Annotated in this window: 18 protein-coding genes; 15 read left to right on the plus strand and 3 right to left on the minus strand. The window is 41.1% G+C overall.

All coding sequences use genetic code 11. The features are described 5' to 3' along the window. Positions 1-129: 129 nt before the first annotated feature. From LG34_RS17320 to LG34_RS03620, 9 genes are all read left to right on the plus strand, one after another. Positions 130-2,175 (plus strand): alpha-L-arabinofuranosidase C-terminal domain-containing protein, encoded by a 2,046-nt coding sequence (locus tag LG34_RS17320; protein ID WP_109214909.1) that lies wholly within the window; start codon positions 130-132, stop codon positions 2,173-2,175. 438 nt (positions 2,176-2,613) lie between these two features. After that, positions 2,614-4,092 carry an L-fucose/L-arabinose isomerase family protein gene (locus LG34_RS03585; protein WP_109214910.1) on the plus strand — a complete coding sequence of 493 codons (1,479 nt, stop codon included), beginning with the start codon at positions 2,614-2,616 and terminating at the stop codon, positions 4,090-4,092. Positions 4,093-4,109: 17 nt separating this feature from the next. Continuing rightward, positions 4,110-5,573 carry a xylulokinase gene (gene xylB, locus LG34_RS03590; RefSeq protein ID WP_109214911.1) on the plus strand — a complete coding sequence of 488 codons (1,464 nt, stop codon included), beginning with the start codon at positions 4,110-4,112 and terminating at the stop codon, positions 5,571-5,573. Between the two features lie 80 nt (positions 5,574-5,653). Continuing rightward, positions 5,654-6,820 (plus strand): substrate-binding domain-containing protein, encoded by a 1,167-nt coding sequence (locus tag LG34_RS03595; protein WP_181369281.1) that lies wholly within the window; start codon positions 5,654-5,656, stop codon positions 6,818-6,820. A 165-nt stretch (positions 6,821-6,985) separates the two neighbouring features. After that, the gene (locus tag LG34_RS03600; RefSeq protein WP_109214913.1) at positions 6,986-8,506 is read left to right on the plus strand and encodes a sugar ABC transporter ATP-binding protein; all 1,521 of its coding nucleotides are present in this window, start codon (positions 6,986-6,988) and stop codon (positions 8,504-8,506) included. Positions 8,507-8,508: 2 nt separating this feature from the next. Beyond that, on the plus strand, positions 8,509-9,531 hold the full coding sequence (locus tag LG34_RS03605) for an ABC transporter permease (protein WP_109214914.1): 1,023 nt from the start codon (positions 8,509-8,511) through the stop codon (positions 9,529-9,531). After that, complete coding sequence (locus LG34_RS03610; RefSeq protein ID WP_109214915.1) at positions 9,524-10,492, plus strand: ABC transporter permease; 969 nt, start codon at positions 9,524-9,526, stop codon at positions 10,490-10,492. Before LG34_RS03605 ends, LG34_RS03610 begins: the two co-directional genes overlap by 8 nt. A 47-nt stretch (positions 10,493-10,539) precedes the next feature. Then, entirely contained in the window at positions 10,540-11,652 is a 1,113-nt protein-coding gene (locus LG34_RS03615; protein ID WP_109214916.1) for a Gfo/Idh/MocA family protein, read from the plus strand. Between the two features lie 96 nt (positions 11,653-11,748). Continuing rightward, the gene (locus LG34_RS03620; RefSeq protein WP_109214917.1) at positions 11,749-12,168 is read left to right on the plus strand and encodes a cupin domain-containing protein; all 420 of its coding nucleotides are present in this window, start codon (positions 11,749-11,751) and stop codon (positions 12,166-12,168) included. Positions 12,169-12,340: 172 nt separating this feature from the next. Here LG34_RS03620 and LG34_RS03625 read toward each other — a convergent pair whose 3' ends face one another. Next, complete coding sequence (locus tag LG34_RS03625) at positions 12,341-13,363, minus strand: LacI family DNA-binding transcriptional regulator (RefSeq protein ID WP_109214918.1); 1,023 nt, start codon at positions 13,361-13,363, stop codon at positions 12,341-12,343. Between the two features lie 283 nt (positions 13,364-13,646). Continuing rightward, positions 13,647-13,817 (minus strand): DUF362 domain-containing protein, encoded by a 171-nt coding sequence (locus LG34_RS03630; RefSeq protein ID WP_109214919.1) that lies wholly within the window; start codon positions 13,815-13,817, stop codon positions 13,647-13,649. 435 nt (positions 13,818-14,252) lie between these two features. On the opposite strand from LG34_RS03630, the gene leuA reads away from it, so the two are divergent. From leuA to LG34_RS03660, 6 genes are all read left to right on the plus strand, one after another. Next, positions 14,253-15,914 carry a 2-isopropylmalate synthase gene (leuA, locus tag LG34_RS03635; RefSeq protein WP_109214926.1) on the plus strand — a complete coding sequence of 554 codons (1,662 nt, stop codon included), beginning with the start codon at positions 14,253-14,255 and terminating at the stop codon, positions 15,912-15,914. A 34-nt stretch (positions 15,915-15,948) separates the two neighbouring features. Then, entirely contained in the window at positions 15,949-17,388 is a 1,440-nt protein-coding gene (locus LG34_RS03640) for a sugar transferase (RefSeq protein ID WP_109214920.1), read from the plus strand. A gap of 39 nt (positions 17,389-17,427) precedes the next feature. Then, the gene (gene glf, locus LG34_RS03645; RefSeq protein WP_109214921.1) at positions 17,428-18,537 is read left to right on the plus strand and encodes a UDP-galactopyranose mutase; all 1,110 of its coding nucleotides are present in this window, start codon (positions 17,428-17,430) and stop codon (positions 18,535-18,537) included. A gap of 116 nt (positions 18,538-18,653) precedes the next feature. Then, the gene (locus LG34_RS03650; protein ID WP_109214922.1) at positions 18,654-19,598 is read left to right on the plus strand and encodes a glycosyltransferase family 2 protein; all 945 of its coding nucleotides are present in this window, start codon (positions 18,654-18,656) and stop codon (positions 19,596-19,598) included. 1 nt (position 19,599) lies between these two features. Further along, a complete protein-coding gene (locus LG34_RS03655) occupies positions 19,600-20,067 on the plus strand; it encodes a GtrA family protein (protein WP_109214923.1) in 468 nt (155 codons plus the stop codon). 248 nt (positions 20,068-20,315) lie between these two features. Continuing rightward, on the plus strand, positions 20,316-21,380 hold the full coding sequence (locus LG34_RS03660; RefSeq protein ID WP_109214924.1) for an FUSC family protein: 1,065 nt from the start codon (positions 20,316-20,318) through the stop codon (positions 21,378-21,380). A gap of 659 nt (positions 21,381-22,039) precedes the next feature. Here LG34_RS03660 and LG34_RS03665 read toward each other — a convergent pair. Then, positions 22,040-22,714 (minus strand): DUF6198 family protein, encoded by a 675-nt coding sequence (locus LG34_RS03665; protein WP_181369282.1) that lies wholly within the window; start codon positions 22,712-22,714, stop codon positions 22,040-22,042. Positions 22,715-22,781: the final 67 nt, after the last annotated feature.

Below are 22,781 nucleotides of genomic sequence, written 5' to 3' on the forward strand. Positions count from 1 at the left end.
CGCTGACCAGAATCACGCACCAAGTCTCACGTGCGTTCGACTTGAATCACGGAACAGGAATAAATTGGATAGAAACAACAAGCAGATAGCGTGTAGATGGAAGTTTTTTTAGAGAGAAGGTAACGTAGTATGAGGGTAGGAAAAGAAAAAGGTGTTTCGATAGCACCGGAGCTGATCGGTTTATTTTTTGAGGATATTAATTTTGCAGCAGACGGTGGTCTGTATGCAGAACTGATCGAAAATCGTTCTTTTGAGGCGAAGGAAGCCTATGGAAATCCGGGCAGATTTTATGCAGTGGATGACTTTGGATATGCGTGGAAAACGCTGTATCAGGCAGGAGAAGAGGAGCCGCTGATGCAGTATGTGACAGGAACTCCGGTGTCTGCGGTGAATCCGCATTATCTGCGTTTTACGGCAAAACAGGCAGGACAGGGATTTACAAATAAAGCATATGACGGCATTCGATTAGAAAAAGATCATACTTACAAAGTCTCTTTTTATGCGAGATGTGTGGCATATGAAGGTGAATGGTTCCAGATAACGGTGCAAAGGGATGGACAGATTTTTGCACAGGCAGAAGTAAAAGCGGTGAAACCGGTTCCCTATGTACCATTCTGCGACCTGAAGATTCCGATGGAAGTCGGCTATGGAACGCTGAATCCGGATATTGAAAAAATCCATCAGATGGATCAGAGTGATAAATGCCGTAGAAATGAGTGGATAAAATATGAAGCGGTACTTACCGCGCTGGATGATGTCCGCGGTGCTCAGTTTGCAATCACACTGGATGCGCCGGGTATCGTAGAGTTTGATCTGATCTCAATGATTCCGGAAGATGCGGTGTCAGGAATTTTTCGAAAGGATCTGTTTGAGGCACTACAGGCGATCAAACCGGGATTTGTGCGTTTCCCGGGAGGATGTATTGTGGAAGGCATCAGTCTGGACAACCGTTATTATTGGAAAAATACAGTAGGGGATGTGAAAGACCGCCGTTATATTTCGAATCTGTGGGCTTTTGATGATGACTGGGGCAAAAATGATCCGATGACGAAACGGCCGGATGCGCATTATGGACAGTCTTTCGGACTTGGATTTTATGAATATTTTCTGTTGTGTGAGCTGTTGGGGGCAAAACCGCTTCCGGTGCTGAATATTGGCACCGCGTGTCAGTTCCGTTCTACAGAAATGGTGGATTCTGACAGTACAGAATTTGAGGAATATGTGCAGGATGCATTGGATCTCATTGAGTTTGCCAATGGTCCGGTGGACAGTAAATGGGGCGCATTGCGTGCCAAAATGGGACATCCGGAGCCTTTCGGTATGGATTACCTTTCTGTTGGAAATGAGCAGTGGGAGACGCAATACCTGGATCTGAGATACCGTTATGAACGTTTTGAGGCAGCTATTCATGCGAAATATCCTGAGATTCGATTGCTTGGAACGGCGGGACCGTTTATGGAGTGCTCCATTACAGAAGATGCATGGAAGTATTATCGGGAAAAAGCAAAGGAAAATCCGAATTTCAGTTATGCGGTGGATGAGCATTATTATGTAAGTCCACAGTGGCTGTACGACCATGTGGCAATGTACGATGATTATCCGCGGGACGTGGCAGTTTTTGCGGGAGAATATGCGGCACACACCGAAGCGCGGGAAAATTCCATGGAGAGCGCTCTTGCCGAAGCGGCATTGCTGACCGGCATTGAGAAAAATGCGGATGTGGTAAAACTTGCTTCTTACGCACCGTTATTTAATCGGATCGGGCATAGCCAGTGGAAGCCGGATATGATCTGGTTTGATGACCGTGAGGTGTATCTGACACCGAATTACTATGTGCAGAAGCTGTTTGCAAACCACAGAGGCAGTCATACGGTGTTACTGCATGATCAGGATGTGGAATTGCGAAAAAAGGGAATTTATGTGTCTGTTTCCATGGATGAAGATGAAAACATCATTGTGAAAACGGTTAATACAACGCATCAGAATTTTGAGTTGTCACTGGAAGATGCTGATGGAGCAGCGGTAAGTGCATCTGGAAAGCAGTGGACGTTACAGGGAACCGGCGAGATACCAGAAGGATTACCGGAGAAATCAGTGGTGGCAGAGCAGAAAATTCAGATTAAGGGAAGTGTAACACTGCCAGGGCAGAGTGTGGTAGTGGTGACTTACAGATAGCGAGAGCCGTGAGATCTTTAAGAAAGGCATTGATCGCAGCTATTACTACGAAGGTTATACGACATATAAGGCAGAAGAATTTTAAATAAAAACAGAGTGCCGAAAAATGATTCAGATAGGGATTGTTTTTCGGCACTTTTTTGCCTTTTTATATAAAAAACATCATATAGAAAATAATTTTGCTTCAAAAAGTGTATGTGAAGTAAAAAATGATGATAAACTAAACATTAAACTAAAATATGTAGATGTATTTTGTTAAAAACTGGACAAAGAAATAGGCAAAATGCATAAAAAAGAGGAGAAAAAATACAAGAATATGCCAAAAATGTGAATTTAAAGAAAGAAATAATTGACAAAAGCAAGGGGGGGGGTAAAATACAACTAAATTAATTGAGAAAATAATTTACTAAATAAATTAAATGTTAGGGGGGCACAAAAATGTTTAATGTTCCAGAAGTAAAAGTAGGTGTGGTTGCGGTCAGCCGCGATTGCTTTCCGGAAAGTCTATCCGTAAACAGAAGAAAAAATCTGATAAGAGCGTATCAGGATAAATACGGAGAGAAAAATGTTTATGAATGTCCAATTTGCATTGTGGAGAGTGAGATTCATATGCTGCAGGCATTGGACGATCTTAAAAAGGCAGGATGTAATGCTTTGTGTGTGTATCTTGGAAATTTTGGACCAGAGATTGCAGAGACAATGCTTGTGAAGAGATTTGATGGACCGGCAATCATTGTTGCTGCAGCGGAGGAAGAAAATCTGATACAGGGACGAGGAGATGCTTACTGTGGAGTGTTGAATGCAAGCTACAATCTGGCACTGAGAAACACAAAAGCTTATATTCCGGAAGAACCTGTTGGCAGCGCGGAAGAATGTGCAGATATGATTCATGATTTTGTAGGAATTGCAAGAGCACTTATCGGACTTTCTTCCCTGAAAGTGATCAGCTTTGGACCGAGACCATTAAACTTTCTTGCATGTAATGCACCGATTAAACAGTTTTACAATTTAGGGGTTGAGGTTGAAGAGAATTCAGAACTGGATCTGTTTGAAGCTTTTCATAAACATGCAGATGATCCTCGTATTTCGGAAGTTGTGGCAGATATGGAAAAAGAATTGGGAGATGGAAATAACAAACCGCAAATCTTACCGAAACTTGCTCAGTATGAACTTACACTTCTTGACTGGGTGGAAGCGCATAAAGGTGCATGCGAGTATGTGGTATTAAGTACAAAATGCTGGCCGGCATTCCAGACACAGTTCGGATTTGTTCCATGTTATGTAAACAGCCGTCTGGCAGGAAAAGGAATCCCGGTATCCTGTGAGGTTGATCTGTATGGAGCATTAAGCGAGTACATCGGTCAGTGTATCAGCGGTGATGCAGTTACATTGCTTGATATCAACAATACCGTAACAGATGCAATTTATAATGAAGATATCAAAGGAAAATTTGATTATAGAAAAGGCGAGACGTTCATGGGATTCCACTGTGGAAACACATGCTCCACAAAACTGGTAAAACATTCCATGGAATATCAGATGATCATGGCAAGAAGTCTTCCGGAAGAAGTTACACAAGGAACACTTGAAGGTGACATCATTCCGGGTGACATCACATTCTATCGTCTCCAGAGTACAGCCGATGGAAAATTAAGAGCTTACTTGGCAGAGGGCGAGGTACTTCCGATAGCAACAAGATCTTTTGGAGCAATTGGAATCTTTGCAATCAAAGAGATGGAAAGATTTTACCGTCATGTCCTGGTTGAAAAAAATTATCCGCACCATGGAGCAGTTATGTTCGGTCATTTTGGAAAACAATTATTTGAAGTGCTGAAATACATCGGTGTGGCACCGGAAGAAATCGGTTATAACCAGCCAGTAGGTATGTGCTACGTTACAGAGAATCCATACAGATAAGGATGAGGAAAAGGAATATGTATTACATAGGGGTAGATTTAGGAACTTCAGCCGTTAAACTTGTGCTGATGCAGGGAGATGGCACAATCAAAAATGTAATTTCCAAAAGCTATGAATTATATTTCCCACATCCAGGATGGTCAGAACAAAAACCGGAGGACTGGTGGAAGGCAACAATCGAGGGATTGAAAGAACTGACAGCAGAGTATGACAAAACCCAGATTTCAGGAATCAGCTTCGGAGGACAGATGCATGGACTGGTAATTCTGGATGATAAAGATGAAGTAATCAGACCGGCAATTCTCTGGAATGATGGACGTACTCAAAAACAGACAGATTATCTGAATGAAGTGATTGGCAAGGACAAGCTTTCAGAGTATACAGCAAATATTGCATTTGCAGGATTTACCGCACCCAAAATTTTGTGGCTGAAAGAGAATGAACCAGAAAATTTTGCAAAAATCTGTAAATTAATGCTTCCAAAAGATTATATCGCATACAAATTGAGTGGTATATTCAGTACCGATTATTCAGATGCTTCAGGTATGTTACTGCTGGATGTCAAAAATAAATGCTGGTCAAAAGAAATGTTGGATGTCTGTGGTGTCACAGAAGATGTGTTGCCAAAGTTATATGAAAGTTATGATGCAACTGGAACGTTAAAACCGGAGATGGCAGCAGAACTTGGATTTCCAGAAACATGTAAGATAGTTGCAGGAGCTGGTGATAATGCAGCAGCAGCTGTTGGAACAGGAACTGTGGGGGATGGAAAATGTAATGTTTCCCTCGGAACAAGTGGAACTGTATTTGTTTCCAGTGAAAGATTTTGTGTAGATCAGAAAAATGCATTACATTCCTTTGCACATGCAGATGGATGCTACCATTTAATGGGATGTATCCTAAGCGCAGCTTCCTGTAATAAATGGTGGGTAGAAAATATTATCGGCAGCAAGGATTATGATGCGGTACTTGGTGGGATTTCCGAACTTGGTGATAATCCAGTAACATTTCTTCCTTATTTAATGGGAGAGAGATCGCCACACAACAATCCGAAGGCAAGAGGTATGTTTATCGGAATGTCAATGGATACAACACAGACGCAGATGTCACAGGCAGTTTTGGAAGGTGTTGCATTTGCGATTCGAGACTCTTTTGAAGTGGCAAAATCACAGGGGATTGAGATTGAAAGAACAAAACTTTGTGGCGGTGGAGCAAAGAGCCGTATCTGGCGAAAAATTGTTGCGAATGTCCTGGGAATCAAGGTAGATATTTTGAAAACAGAAGAAGGCCCGGGACTAGGAGCAGCGATGCTTGCCGCGGTTGCCTGTGGAGAATACGCAAGTGTAAAAGAAGCGGCCGATAAGATTGTAGAAGTAGTAGAAACTATTGAACCGGAACGGGAAATTGTAGAAAAATACAATAAACAGTACAGCAAGTTTGTACAGATATATCCGACGGTAAAAGATTTATATGAACTGTAAAGAATGTAACAGTGAAAAAACTGATACAGAATATGGGATTCAAGAGAGTGAATTCTGGCAAAAGAAGGAGGAGCGAAAGAATGAAAAAGAAAGTGATCGCAGCATTAATGGTAGCAGCTATGGCTGTAGGGTTACTTGCAGGTTGTGGGGGCGCATCTGATGATAAAGGTGGCGCAGCAAACACTGGATCGGCCAGTGAGGAAACGAGTTCCGGTAGTAAGAGCGAGTCAACAGATGGGGTATTAACAAAAGTTGATCTCACAGGACAGGATATTTATGTAGGTATTGCACCAGGTTCTGGTGGATCTGCATGGCGTGACCAGATGGTAAACGATATCACAGATGTGCTTGATGAATATAAAACAAGTGGGGATATCAAGGGATACAAAGTTGTAAATAATGCAACAAATGGCGATGCTAATGAACAGGTACAGATTATTCGTGATTTTATCGATGATCCTCAGGTAAATGTAATTATGATTAATCCAAATGATACAACGTCACTGAATGAGGCAGTTTTAGATGCAGAAGCAGCTGGAAAACTTGTAGTTGTTTATGATGCATCTATTACAGCAAAAGGTATCTTAAATGTATCTGTAGATCATTATCAGTATGCGTATGGTCCTACAAAGACATTGCTTGATATCATTGGTGGAAAAGGTACTGTAGTTGAGGTATCTGGTCTTGACGGACATCCGGCTAACGTAATTCGTATCAAAGCAACAGATGATGCAATTGCTGAATATCCAGACGTAACACTGGCTGCAAATCAGCCGGGTGGTTGGGATAATACAACATCTAAATCCGTAACAGCAGCAATTCTTGCTTCCGGAATCAAACCTGATGGAATTATTTCACAGGACAACGGATGCTACGGTGTTCTGCAGGCTTGTATCGATGCAAACTATATTCCGAAGGTTGTTTCCGGTGATGGTTCCAAAGCGTTCTTTACAGCTTGGAAAGATCTGGTAGACAAAGGAGAAGATTTTAATGCAGTAGTAGTTCCGAACCCTCCGGGAATTGGTGCTACAGCAGCAAGAATCGCAGTTAAAATTGCTCAGGGTAAAGAGTTTGATGAGAGCCAGCTTACAGTTGAAGATGGCGTAGCTACATATGAGTATGTTGTTACAACTGTTTACACAAACGATAACTTTGATGAAGGATGGGAAGTTGTAAAAGACTTTACAGATGAGCAGTGTATTGATGAATATATGACGGATGATGAAGCAAACGCTCTGTTCAAATAATAACAGATTTAATGAAGTATAATTTCTGATGAAATCATAAGTAGATACCGGGGTAGGTGGGGAACTGCCCCCTCAATCCCCGGTATTTTGCTTTTACACATTATTATCGCGTTCCTGTTGAAACTAATAGGAAGAAAAATGAATGGCTTTTGAAGGGTAGATAAGATGGAAAATAAAATAATCCTTGAGGCAAAAAATATAGTAAAAGAATTTAATGGCGTTCCGGCTTTGAGTGATGGTAATCTCGTCTGCCGAAGCGGAAAAATTACCGGATTGCTGGGGGCCAATGGTTCGGGTAAAAGTACAATTTCCAAATGTATTACAGGTGTATATCACAAAAATAGTGGTACCATCACATATTTGGGGAAAGATGTAAACTTCAAAAACCCGATGGATGCCAAAAAAGCAGGAATTGCGATGGCATTCCAGAATCTGAGCCTTTTACCGGATCTGACTGTATGGCAGAACATTGTAATGGGATTTGAGAAAAAGAAAGGATTTTTTCTGGATGATTCGAATGCAAAACACACGGCTGCCAAAATTTTGGAAGATTTCGTACCGGGCTTTGATTACAGCAGAAAAGTCTCTGAACTTAGTCCGTCAGAGATGCAGATTGTGGAGGTGGCAAAAGCAATCTCACAGGAACCGAAAATGCTGATTCTTGATGAGCCGACAGCCGCACTGGAACAATCGCAGGTTGAGATTTTATTCAAATACATGAGAATGCTTGCAGACCGCGGAGTCGGTATGGTATTTACCTCTCACAGAATGTGGGAAGTAATGGATATCTGTGACGATATCATCGTTTTCAAAAACGGCGAAGTTGTTGGCAGATTAGATTTTGATAAAGATGAAAAAGACGCAGATGTGATCATTCAGATGATCACCGGAGAAAAGAAAATTGTCTCTGAGAAGCGTACATATAAAGAGATTCCTGATGAAAGGACGATTGATATTGAACATTTGAATTATAAGAATGTTTTAAAAGATATTTCTCTTCATATTAAAAAAGGCGAAGTACTTGGAATCGGAGGACTTTCTGGTCAGGGTCAGGAAGAATTACTTCTTGCAATCTCTGGTGATTACAAGGATATGAAATCCAGGATTAAAGTAAATGGAGAAGAAGTATTACTGAATGCACCACATAAAGCGATTGAGCGTGGAATCCTCTTGATTCCCGGTGATCGTCAAAAAGAAGGTTTGATGATGCAGAACAGTATCTACGAGAACCATATTCTTCCGAAAACTGCATTGAAGAAAGAACCATTCATTCTTCCAAAAAAGAAATACAGGGAAGAGTGTCTGGAATCTAAAAAGATTCTTTCTACCAAGTCGGATGGCATTGAATGTCCGGTATCCAGTCTTTCTGGCGGTAATGCACAGAAAGTTGTTATGGGAAAATGGCTGCAGGTAGAATCTTCGCTGATTGTACTTTCCGATCCGGCAAAAGGTGTTGATGTAGGTGCGAAAAAGGATATGTACGATATTGTACAGAACATTGTGGACGAGAAGCATATTTCTGCATTGCTTTATGCCAGTGATAATGAAGAATTAATTGATAACTGTGATCGTGTGCTGGTAATGCATGAGGGATGTATCGTAGGCGAACTTGTTGGTGATGAGATTACAGATGAGGCATTGGTTGAACTCTCCATGAAGGGTAATCACAAAGAGGAGGAAGCATAAACATGAATACAAAGAAAAAATCTGTTCCTGCTTTCGTTAGAAAACCGGAGTTCGTTACAATAATAATTTTAATAATAATGATCATTGTTGTGGCAGTGTTGCAGGGAAATTTCTTTGCTCCATCTTCACTTCAAAATATGATTATTTCCTGGACACCGATCATTCTTCTTACGCTTGGGCAGGCAGTCGTAATTATTTCCGGTGGTTTGGATATGTCTAGCGGTAATGCAATGGCATTTATGCTTTGTATTCTTGCAGGAATTATGAAATCAGCAACACCAGGAAGCGGAGTAATTGCATTATTGGTATGCTGTCTGGCAATGGTTGGTATCGGTCTGTTAAATGGCGTATCTGTTGCATATTTTAAACTTCCGCCGATTATTGCTACATTTGCTACATCTTACATTTACCTTGGTGCAGCATTGTTTATCATGCCGTCTCCGGGTGGAGGATGTGCAAATTGGATGCGAGTTTTCTACAAATTTAGCTCTGTTGAGAATATGCCATCGGCTTTAAAAGCTTTTGGCGACAAGATCCCGACAGGTGTGTTGATGATTGTTGGTATTATTGTACTCTGGTACATCATCAGCAGAAAAAAACTTGGTCGTTATATCTATGCGGTGGGTTCTGATCGTAATATTGCATATGATAGTGGTGTTAAAACCGTAAAGGTTCAGATTATGGCGTATTTGTTCGATGCATTTTGTTGTATGTTGGCTGCATTGTTCCTGGTAGGACAAAATCAGTCAGGTAGTGCCCGTCTTGGTGATGCATTGACTCTGAAGAGTATCGCATCAGCAATTGTCGGTGGTGTTTCGCTGGCAGGTGGTACAGGCAATGTATATGTAGCTATTGGTGGTGCGGCAATCATCAGTTTGGTATCAAAATTAATTTCTTTCTCCGGCATTAACAGTGACTATCAGACACTGGTGAGTGGAATTATTCTTCTGGTGGCAGTATCCAGTTCTGCAATTATCAGACTGGTGAAAACACTTAGAGCAAAGGAGGGCAAAGAGAGTGAATAATACAGTAGCAGCAAATGGATCAAAGTCATTTGTTAAAAAAAATTCAAGCCTGATCCTTTGTATCATTCTGATTGTAATTCTGTTTGTTATGGGAAATGCGATTACAGGCGGACAGTTCGCATCCGTAGGATCAACCGTTAAGTTCGCAGCATTGATCGCGATCTTCGGTCTGGGTCAGATGTTGATCATCTGTACAGGTGGTGACATCGATCTGTCCGTTGGTTATACAGCAACATTAGTATCCTGTGTAACAGCAGGTATGATGGATGGATCTAATATGAATATCTGGAAGGCAATTTTGTTTGCTCTGATGGTAGGTGTCGTCGTTGGTCTTGTCAATGGATTCATGACAATTTATGCAAGGATTCCTTCATTGGTAGTGACGCTGGCAATGTCTCAGATTCTTCAGGGTATTGTAGATATTTACTCAGCCGGTGCAAGTATCGGTGGTGAGCCGAGCCCATGTCTGAAATGGCTGGCAGGTCAGCAAACGGGGCCGATTCCAAACATTGGATTTCTGCTGGCTATTATGACAGTAGCCGTAATGTGGCTCCTGTACAAAACAAAGCTATCCAGTTTATATGTGGCAACAGGTGCAAATCCACGAACAGCACATTTGTCAGGTGTAAAGGTTAACTTTATTAGAATGTCGTCCTTTGTTGTTTGCAGTATCATTGCAGCAATGATGGGATTAATTCTTCTTGGCAATTTGGGAATGGCATTCAAAGATATGGCATCTACATATGTAATGCCTAGTATTGCAGCTGTAGTTATAGGTGGTGTATCCATCAAAGGTGGTCAGAGAAATTACATTGGGGTTATTCTTGGAGCGATTGTACTCCAGACACTGACAAATCTATTTGTAGCACTTGGTTATGGCGACAGCGGTAAGTATTTAGGATCCGGAATTATTCTGCTTCTCATGTTAATCGTATATGTTCGTGAGAAGACAAGCAGATAATTTTTCAGATACAATATTTTTTAATCTTAAAGAAAGAGGTGTAAGGTATGGACAACAAAGTAAGAGTTGCGGTAGTTGGATTAGGATTTGGAGGAGAGTTTGTACCGATTTATCAGGCGTATGAAAAAACAGAGTGTGTAGCTGTTTGCCGTAGAAATGAAGAGGAATTAAACAAATTCGCAGATGCACATGGTGTAGAGAAACGTTACACAGACTATGACGAGTTATTAAAAGATCCTGATATTGATGCAGTACATATCAACACAGATTTACTTTCACATTATACTTTCGTAGAGAAAGCGTTAAAAGCAGGCAAGCATGTTGCTTCTACCGTTCCTATGGGAATGACAGTTGAAGAGTGTGAGAACATCTGCAAATTGGAGAAAGAAACTGGTAAAGTATACATGCTGATGGAGACATCCATCTATACAAGAGAGTTCTTATATTTTAAGAGCTTATATGAGAAAGGTGATATCGGACGTTTGCAGTTTCTTCGAGGATCTCATCAGCAGAATATGAGTCTTCCGGGATGGCCATCCTACTGGTATGGTATGCCACCAATGCATTATCCGACTCATGCGATTGCTCCACTTTCTGAAATCCTTCGTAAACCGATTAAAACTGTTCGCTGTATTGGTTCCGGACGTATTCGTGAAGAGTATGTTGGAAAGTACAATTCCCCATTTGCAGCAGAGTCTGTGCAGTTGACATTTGCAGATTCTGATGTGGCAGGTGAGGTTACACGTACATTGTTTGATACAATTCGTCAGTATCGTGAAAGTTTTGATTTCTATGGTTCCAAAGAATCATTTGAGTGGGAGCAGTGTGTAGGTGAAGGTCCGGTTCTCTATACAGGTATTGAAGGTGCAGAACATATTCATGTACCGGATACAGATTATATGCTTCCTGATTCCATTAAAAAGTTCAGTTTGAAGAACCAGATTGAAGATCAGGATCATGTATCCTTTATTCAGGGAGATGGACATGGTGGATCTCATCCGCATATGATCCGTGAGTTCATCGATGCAATCCTCGAGGGCAGACCAGCTCATGTAAATTCTGTTGTGGCAGCAAACTGGAATGTAGCCGGAATCCTAGCTCACGAGTCGGCTATGAGAGGCGGAGAGATTATTGAAATGCCAGACTTCACTCAGTTTTAAGAGTTAAAAAATATATGATTGTTCTGAGTCGGCGTAAACCGACTCGGAATGATCGAATTAAATAAAATCTTATCGGTATAAAAGGAGATCATTATCATGAAAAAATATACAGGAAAAGAATTTTTTGTAAATACAAAACAGTGTGAGACGCAGAAATTTCCTTGGGGAACACTTGCATGGACAATTGAGCCGCGTACAACAGGTACAGACAACATGACGGGCGGTATTGTTACCCTGCTCCCGGGATTAGGACACAGTCAGCATAGCCATGAATGCGATGAGATTTTGTATATGATTGATGGAAAAGATTGTGAACAGTATATCATTCTGGAAGATGGTACAAGAATTTCTGAATTGATGCAGCCAGGCGATTTTGTACGTATTCCGGCGCATCTTGAGCATGGAACCGTAAATGGACCGGATATGACTACACATATGGTAGCTGTATATCAGGTTCCAGGCTCCGAAGCAGCTCTTGGAAAACAGGCAGATGAAATTATTCCACCAGAAGAATAAAAGATTTACCATCCAATCTAGATTTGTTTTCTTCCTCATGTATAGGGATAATATATAATCTCTACAGGCAGACTCAATGACAACGGTAGTTGCTGTTGGGTCTGTTTATTTTGCTTTATATTATAAAATAAGCACAGTCAGCGACCGTGCTTATTTTTACATGAAAAGTATTTTATGTGGTTTCACGTTCTACTAATTTTGTGGAAACATAAACGAGGAGTGTTCCGTCGTTAATGGATTCTGCACCAGAGTAGAACTCTGCGATGCGATTGTGGAGAAGATTAACCGCTGTTTTGCCAATCATTTCTTTGTCTACATCAATGGCAGTAAGAGGAGGTTCCACCATCGAACACAAAGGCATGTTATCAAATCCGATAACTGCGACATCTTCCGGAATCCGATAGCCATGTGCTTTTAGAGCGCGAGTGCATGCCGTTGCAATTACATCATTATCTGCAAGTAAAGCACGGGGCGGCTGATTATTATTGAGCCACTCACTCATATCGTTATATGCTTTCTGGGAAGAAATACCTACATCGATCATAATATAATTCTCATCAAGTGCTGCCTCTTTGCAGGCATTGAAAAATCCTTCCTGACGTCTGCGAAAGTTATCGATTTTGGATTTGGAACGCAGGTAACCAAGATCTGTATACCCTTTTCCTAAAAGGTATTTTGTGGCATTGTAAGAGCCACGGTAATTATCTGTAACAACACAGTCAATGCCAAGAGCTTCGATATAGTTATCGACCAATACCATAGGAAGGTTAAGATCAAACAGTGGGCGCAACTCTTCTAACCGAGAACGTTCAATAGATGTTCCGAGAATGATCAGTCCCGTAACATCTGAAGAAATTGCATTTAATTGTAATGTTGAATCTTCGTCGGCGCGATAATAACTTACAAGAACATTATATCCATATCGTTTCGCATATTTTTCGATTCCTTGCAGTATGTAGGAATAGAAAGTGGTTTCTTGAATGATTTCACGCTGATTGCTTAGAAAAATTACAAAACGGATATTTTGTGGTCCGGCGGTTGTAACCTTTTGCTTTGCATAACCCAGCCTTTCTGCTTCTGCAAGAACAAGTTCTCTTGTACTGTCACTGACACCAGGTTTGCCGTTTAGCGCCAGAGATACAGCAGATGGAGACAGGTTAAGCTTTTCTGCAATTTTTTTTGCTGTAATAGCCATCTTTTTTCTCCATAGATAATTTATTTTGATTTAGATTTAAAACTCAACTATACTAAATTATGACTTTATTATACACTAAAGTTTATGTAAAAGGAAGAAAAAAATATATTTTTATTAAAATTTGTGGGAGTGTAAAGCACGGAGCAATCTGTGTAATCAAGATTTGAGTGTTTTGACACACAAATCCAATATAGAAATTCAGAATATAAAAAACTGCCATACTTATATCAGTACAGCAGTTTTTGTCATTTTCTTAATACTATGTGCTAATAAGGACTTAAGATTAAGCCTCTGCGATAGCACCTGTAGGACATGTACCTGCGCAAGCGCCGCAATCGATGCAAGCGTCAGCGTCGATAACGTACTGAGAATCTCCCTCAGAAATAGCACCTACTGGACATCCACCAGCACATGCGCCACACATTACACAAGAATCGCTAATTACGTATGCCATAATTTTTTTCCTCCTAAAAAATACTTGTTCGTTAAGCTCTCATAAGCTTTCCCTCATAATAATATAAAAAAACAAGAATTGCAAGCGTTCTCTGAGACAAAACGATCAATAAGGGTATTTTTTAGTGATTGTATTGAACTTAATACATATTGACACTTGAGTTAGTATATGCTATCATAGATGTTGAGTAAGTTTTCCTGTTTGGAATAAAGGGAAAACTTGCTCATTTTTATTTTGATTTGGAAAACTTCATGAATTATTCAGAAAAATCATCTTGCAACGTTAAGATAGATGATATAATATGTATATTTAGCAAGGAAAATATAACAGGGACTTTGCGCGCTTTTTTGACATAAATCTGGCAGTTTCTGCCAGAAATGGAGAAAGAAGGACGGAAAGTGCCCGTCAGGATGTTATACCATGGGAGAGATAGATATGTTAAATTACAAAAAATATAAAAGAGTTCCGGTATTACATTACCCGGATCGTGAATGGCCGGACAAAGAGATTGAGCATGCACCGCTTTGGTGCAGCGTGGATCTGCGTGATGGAAATCAGGCTCTGATCGACCCGATGAATGTAGAAGAAAAAATGGAAATGTTCCAGTTACTGTTAAAACTTGGTTTTAAACAGATTGAGATCGGTTTCCCGGCAGCATCTCAGATTGAGTACGATTTTTTACGAAAATTAGTAGATGAGAACATGATTCCGGATGATGTACAGGTTCAGGTTCTGACACAGTGCAGAGAGCATCTGATCGACCGTACTTTTGAAGCAATTCAGGGAATCAAGAATGTAATTGTACATATTTACAATTCTACATCTGTTCTTCAGCGTGATGTGGTATTCCATAAAGATAAAGAAGCAATTAAGCAGATTGCCATCGACGGAACAAAAATGGTAAAAGAGCGTGCGGCAAAATTTGACGGCAATATCCAGCTTGAGTATTCACCGGAGAGTTTCACAGGTACAGAGGTAGAATTCGCACTTGATATCTGTACTGCTGTACAGGATATCTGGCAGCCGACACCGGAAAATAAGATCATCTTCAATCTTCCGGCAACCGTAGAGATGAATACACCAAACGTATATGCAGATCAGATTGAATGGATGCATAAACATTTCAAAAACAGAGACTCTATAATATTAAGTGTTCATCCTCACAATGACAGAGGAACAGGTATCGCAGCGACAGAGCTGAGCCTGCTGGCAGGAGCTGACCGTGTAGAGGGAACTTTATTCGGAAACGGCGAGCGTACCGGTAATATTGATGTGCTGAATGTGGCATACAATATGTTTTCACAGGGTATTGATCCGAAGTTGAACATTGAAGATATCAAAGAGATTATTGATGTATATGAGAGATGCTGTAAGATGGACATCGATATGCGCCATCCGTATGCAGGAAAACTTGTATTTACAGCATTTTCCGGTTCTCATCAGGATGCTATTAATAAAGGTGTGCACGCGTTGCGCGAGCGCAACACAGGCATCTGGGAGGTTCCGTACCTTCCAATCGACCCGGCAGATATCGGCAGGGAATATGAGCCGGTAGTTCGTATTAACAGCCAGTCCGGAAAAGGCGGTGTAGCCTTTGTTATGGAATCTATGTATGGTTATAAATTACCGAAAGAGATGCACAAGGAATTTGCAGACGTTATCCAGAAAATGTCTGAGCAGCAGGGCGGTGAAATCGCACCGGAGCAGATTTTTGATGCATTCAAGCATGAATATATCGCACTGGATGATCCGTTCGAGTTCAAGAAAATCCGTGTGGAAGATGTCAATGACAAAGACTGTGTCACAACCATTGATTTTGAGTATAAGAAAACACCGTATCATATTGAAGCAAAAGGTAACGGACCGTTGGATGCTGTCAAGACAGCCATCAACAAAGAATTTGACCTTGATGTACGCGTTATGAACTATTCCGAGCATGCACTTGGATCCGGTTCACATGCGAGAGCAGCTGCTTACATCGAGATGGGAGACAACCGCACCGGAAAAGTACTGTTTGGTGCAGGTGACAGCTCCAATATCACAAAGGCAACAATCCGTGCATTCTTCAGTGGATTGAACCGGTTAGCGAACAAATAAAGTATAAAGATTAGAATCTAAGACGAGGGATGCTATGAATCGAAAGAAAAAGTATGGTTGGTGGAAGCATATAGATTTCATGATCATTGATCTGCTCTGTATCCAGATTGCATATCTGGTCTCTTACTTCTTCCGGCATGACACACTGCGGCTTTATCGAGAGACAAGCCTGTATGCCCATGTAAATATTTTGCTGATTATCATTGATATCTGCTATGTATTGCTGCGTAGCACATACAAAAATATTCTGAAGCGTAGTTTTATACGTGAAATAGAGTCTGTACTGGTTCACAATATTGTAATGTGGGGACTGGTTATGGCGTATCTGTACGTGACAAAGCAGGCTTTCTGGTTTTCCAGACAGGTATTTCTGACTTCCTTTGGATTTACGATCATTTTTATGCTGGTCGGACGTTTTCTGTGGAAACTGAATGTGCGCCGGATTGTATGGAAAGGTAAGAATCAGCCGAATTTCCTGGTTATCAGTACACAGGAATATGCGACAGAAATGGTTCGGCAATTTTCAGACCGTATGTATAACGGATTTAATCTGGCAGGTCTGGCAATTATGGATCGTGATCTTGAAAATGAAAAGATCGAAGGGATTTCGGTTGTATGTAATAAGGACAATCTGTTAACTTATGTTCAGAAAGATGTCATCGATGAGGTTATGATCAAACTGTCTCAGGATGATAAGGAAGTAAATGAACTGACCTGGACATTGCTTCAGATGGGTGTAGTTGTGCATATTGCACTGGATTACACGGACAATGCACTTCCAAACCGAACCATTGAACGTATTGGTGGTTACACCTGTATGACAACCAGTATCAATACAGCAAGCAGTGTTCCGATGGGATTAAAACGACTGACAGATATTGCAGCAGGTATTGTAGGCTGTGCGATCACCGGAATTGCTTTTATTTTTGTGGCACCGTTGATCTATAAGGCATCACCGGGACCGATCTTCTATTGTCAGGAGCGTGTCGGCAAAAACGGACGTCGGTTTAAGATGTATAAATTCCGTTCTATGTATATGGATGCGGAGGAACGAAAAAAAGAGCTGATGGCACAAAATAAAATGCAGGGTAATATGTTCAAAATGGATAATGATCCGCGTATTATCGGCAGTGAAAAAGGTCCGGGTAAGGGAATCGGAAATATAATCCGTTCTTTGAGTATCGATGAGTTACCGCAGTTTTATAATATTCTCCGTGGAGATATGAGTCTTGTGGGAACACGTCCGCCGACAGTGGACGAGGTTGCAGCATATGATTTGCATCACAAAGTCCGTCTGAGTATGAAACCGGGGTTGACAGGTATGTGGCAGGTAAGCGGACGAAGTGAGATTACAGATTTCGAAGAAATCGTGCGTTTAGATGCATATTATATCGAAAACTGGAGCTTAAAGCTGGATCTGAAAATCATTTTAAAGACATTTAAAGTAGTTTTTGCAAAAGAAGGCGCAGAATAAAAAGGTTATGTATCGTACATGATGTACAGGAGGTATCTGATGAAAAAATATGATTATCTGATTGTTGGAGCAGGATTATTTGGAGCTGTATTTGCACAGGAAGCAAAAAAAGCTGGAAAAAACTGTCTGGTTATCGATAAAAGAAATCACATTGCAGGAAATATTTATACGGAAAAAGTACTTGATATAGATGTTCATCAGTATGGTGCACATATTTTTCATACATCCAATGAGACTGTGTGGAATTATGTAAACAGCTTTGCAAAATTTAACCGTTATACCAATTCACCGGTAGCAAACTACAAAGGTGAGATTTATAACCTCCCGTTCAACATGAACACTTTCAATAAACTCTGGGGTGTTGTAACACCGAAGCAGGCGCAGGAGAAGATCGAGGAGCAGAAAGCAGCTTTTCATGTAGAAAATCCGCAGAACCTGGAAGAACAGGCAATCAGCCTGATCGGACCGGATGTATACACAAAACTGGTAAAAGGATATACCGAGAAACAGTGGGGCAAACGTGCCACAGAGCTGCCGGCATTTATCATCAAACGTCTGCCGGTTCGTTTTACTTACGATAACAATTATTTCAATGATGATTATCAGGGAATCCCGGTAGAGGGATACACAAAGATGATCGAGCGTATGCTGGATGGTGTGGAAGTAAAGCTGGAAGAGGACTTCCTGAAAAACAGAGAAGCTTATATGGAACTTGCAGACAAGATTGTTTACACTGGTATGATCGATGAATATTACAATTACTGCTATGGAGAATTGGAATACCGCTCACTGAAATTTGAGACAGAAGTGATCAAAGGTGAGGAGAACTACCAGGGAAATGCAGTTGTAAACTATACAGAGTATGAAGTACCGTTTACCAGAATCATTGAGCATAAGCATTTTACCTATGGCACACAGCCGGATACCGTCATCACCAGAGAGTATCCGAAGACATGGAGCAAAGGGGATGAGCCTTATTATCCGATGAATGATGAAAAGAACCTGAAACTCTATGAGAAGTATGCGGATCTGGCAGCAAAAGAGGGAAATGTAATCTTTGGTGGTCGTCTGGGCATGTATAAATATTATGATATGGATGATACCATTGAAGCTGCATTAAACTGTGTGCAGGCAGAACTTGCAAAATAAAAACAGAACAGAAATATATCAGGCGGCAAGACAGATCCAAGCTGTATTGACGCCTGATTTTATGTAAAAAGCATTGCAGGAGCAGAGAAAAATACGCTCTAAGACAGGAGAAAGATGTGACAAAATTATCATTGATTGTTCCATGTTACAATGAAGAACAGAATGTGGAAGCTTTTTATGCCAGATGTCAGGAAGTGTTTCCGACGGATCAATACGAAGTAGTGTTTGTAAATGATGGCAGTAAAGATGGAACATATAAGAAATTACAAAAATTACATGAAGAACATGACAATATTCTGGTTGTGAATTTTTCCAGAAACTTTGGAAAAGAATCAGCCATTTATGCAGGTCTGCATTATGCCAGTGGAAGTTACATTTCTATCATTGATGCCGATTTACAGCAGGATCCGGAGATTGTCAGAAATATGGTAAATATTCTGGAAGAAAAACCGGATATCGATGTGGTAGCGGCTTATCAGGCACAGCGTCATGAAGGAAAGCTTATGAGCTGGTGCAAAGATCGGTTTTACAAATTTATCAACCGTCTCAGTGAAGTAGATCTGCGGGAAAATGCCAGTGACTTCAGAACATTCCGGGCAAGTGTGCAGAAAGCATTGCTGGATATGCCGGAATATTTCCGCTTTTCCAAAGGATTATTTTCCTGGGTGGGATTTGAGACTGAGTATATTCCGTATGAGGCGGCAGAACGCTTCGCAGGGACTACCAAATGGAGTTTTACAAAATTACTGAAATATGCCATGGAAGGAATCATTTCTTTCTCAACGCTGCCATTGCAGCTTGCTACATTTTTTGGGGCAATCGTTTCTGCCATTGCAATCATTTATGGAATCGTGATCATTGCTCAGACATTGATCACTGGTATTGATGTACCTGGTTATGCGACCACGATTGTGGTGGTATTGTTCCTGGGCGGTGTGCAGTTGCTGGTCATGGGTATTCTGGGAGAATATCTGGCAAAGACCTATATTCAGGGAAAACACAGACCGGTATACATTGCCAAAAACGTATTGGAAAAGAAAAATACAAAAGAGGAGAATTAACGTGGAACAGAAAAAAGAAGATATTTTTGATCGCCTGATGCATCTTCCGGGGCTTCGTATTTTTGAAAAATTTTATAAGAAAAATAAAGAAGTATTGTTATATTTACTCTTTGGCGGACTGACAACAATTGTCAGTATTGGAACATTTGCCTGGTTTAACGTCGGCATGCACATGAATGAGCTGATTGCCAATGTAATCTCATGGATCTTTGCTGTTACATTTGCTTATGTGACAAATAAAATCTGGGTATTTCAGTCCCAAACGACCTGTTTCAGAGATTTATGTATGGAAATTGGAAAATTCTTCGGAGGCCGCCTTGCAACGCTTGGTGTAGAAGAATTAATTTTGTTTGTGTTTATCAGTCTTATGCACTGGAACAGCATTCTTGTGAAACTGATCGCACAGGTGGTAATCGTGATTTTGAATTATATTATCAGTAAAATATTTGTGTTCAAAGAAAAAAAGTAAAAGTAAATGGCAGCAGTTCATTGGTTACATGATTTATGGTATCAATGAACTGTAACATGATTTCTAAAAGAAAAATAAAATCAGGCGGTAATAAATTGACACCCTTTGTTTCTGGTGCTATAATTCCTCCCCGATGTATGAAAAATACATTGGGGATTTTTATTTTACAGAGAAGTTACGGTAAGATAAAATCGCTTTGCGACAGAGAATATGCACTATCTTATAAACAAGTATGAAGGGAAGAAATTATGACATTCTATCAGGAATTGCAGCTCAATCAGGCTGGATCGAAAGCACTGATTCGAAGCTGTACAGATAAAAAAGAAAAAATGCGTCATACCGCCATTTATCTTTTAAAAATTTTTATTACAATGGTTTTTTGCATGGCTGTAGTAATTGGGTTCAGCAAAATTTTTGGCAATGACAACAGTATTGTGGGTGTTGTGGTACTGCTTTGTGTGATGGCTTTCCGCTTTGCAGATTTCGGTATCCGCACACCGCATGCGATGGGTGCGCTTGCAATCATGTTTGCAATTCTGACCTTCGGTCCCCGTCTGGCAAATGCAGGAGGTCTTGGACAGGAATTCGTTGTAAATACCATCTGTATTTTAATTCTGATGGTTTTGGGATGCCATAATGTTGTGATGTTTAATCATTCAACGCTTCTGCTCAGCTATCTGCTTTTGTATGGCTACGATGTAACCGGTGATCTGTATACACAGCGACTGATCGCGATGGGAATCTGTGCAGCAGCAACAATGATCGTATATTATCGCAATCATCATAAAAAAGTATACAAACGCAGTCTGAAGGATATCTTTCATGAATTTGATGTGCATTCCATGAGAACCAGATGGCAGATTACAATGGTGTTCGGTGTGACAACGGCAATGCTGATTGCCGGCTTGCTGCATGTCCCGCGTCGGATGTGGATCGGAATTGCGGCCATGTCCATTTTGGTGCCATTCCATGAAGATGCCAAACAGCGTGCCAAAGCCAGAGTGCCGGGGAATATTGTCGGATGTTTTATATTTCTGGCACTGTATTATTTTCTGCCGCCGTCCATTTATAATTACGTTGGTGTAATCGGAGGTATCGGTGTGGGCCTTTCTGCAACGTACGGATGTCAGGCAATTTTCAATACATTTGGAGCCCTGTCGATTGCAGTTGGCATCCTCGGACTTCCGGGAGCCATCTTTTTCCGAATTTTCAACAACTTTTTCGGAGCCCTTTATGGTCTTGTATTTGAACGGTTTTTTGGTTCTGTTTTAGACCGCCTGCCTTCGTCTCCCCGTGAAGTATCGGCACCGTAAAAATTCTTATTTCACGGTGTAAGGGAAAAAGAAGAAAGAAAAAGTCCATGCAGGCACGGACAATTTCCTATCTGCGCTGCGCCGCTTATTTTCGCCTCCTCCCGCGAACTCGCATCCTGCAAAACCGGCAGGATACTCAGACACACTCCCGGAGGCGAAGCTATGCTCGCTCCGATGACGGAAATCGACCTACCGCCTTGCATTGGACTTTTTCTTTCTTCTTTTTCCCATCTACACTTTGGCTCCATTATGTCACACGTGCTATGTCAGTCATTGATTCATTATGCTGCACGCACAAAATATACATGCCCCTTCATAACGTAAATGGCAAAATCGGAGCATCTTTCCTCAATAAACGATTAAGTGAACGACCGATCTTCGCAGAGTTTTGCGCGAGAGGGAGGCGACCAGCTTCTATAGGAGCCGGGAGCGAGCTGCATTCAAGTCGAACTTGTGAGACTTGGCGCGCGATTCCAGACAGTGTAAACTGTCATTTTTCCTTATGGAATCGCTGCGCATCCTCGCGGAGCATTTATCTCAGCCCTAAGGCTGAGATAAAACTGTTGCGAAGTGAGGGTAGTGAACGTCTAGTGTTTGAGGAAAGATGCTCCGATTTTGCCGTTCATACGTTAAGTGTAGCCATGAACACAAATAAGAATTTAGGAGCGTGCCGTGCGGAAGGTTACGAAGCGGAAATGTTTGTCGAGTTTTTCCCCGACAAGTCCGATTACTTTTCCCATGGTAAATGCGGCCAGAACGGTGCCAATTCCAAGTCCTTTGATGCGTCCGAGACCAATGCCTGTGATCAGTGCGGTGGTTGCCAGACATATGACATCAAAGGATATTTTTACTTTTGAGTATTTGAAATTTTTGATGGCAGACAGTTCTCGTGGAAAGAGATCCGTCGGGATGATCGGCAGTCCGCAGCGGTTGGAAAGTGCGATTCCGAGGCAGAGCAGCAGATAACTGATGACAAAGTAAAGGATTCGCATTGGAATGTTATAAGGAAGAATGGAAATCCATCCTTCGTGAACATCCAGCATCATGCTGAACGCGAAACCAACCACGAAACTAAGCAGATATTCTGCTACGAAGCGTTTACGAAGGACCATCAGTGACGCAATTAGGATTGCCTGAAAAATATACGTCCATGTTCCAAGGGAAAGGAACGGAAATACTTCGGAAAATGCGTAAGGTACACTGGAAATGGCAGAAATTCCGGAACCGGAATAAAGCATCAGTACCACGCCAAAACTGTTCATTATAATTACCAGAAGCAGGGCAAGTTCCCCGCGAAAAATATGTCTTTGATCTTGCAAATATGTATCGTCCATGATCATGCCTCCAATTAGTTTTTATCTCAGTCGAGAAGACTCCCACTTCTGCAAGTGGTGAGTAATA

This window comes from Eubacterium ramulus, assembly GCF_003122485.1.
Taxonomy (GTDB): Bacteria; Bacillota; Clostridia; order Lachnospirales; family Lachnospiraceae; genus Eubacterium_I; species Eubacterium_I ramulus_A.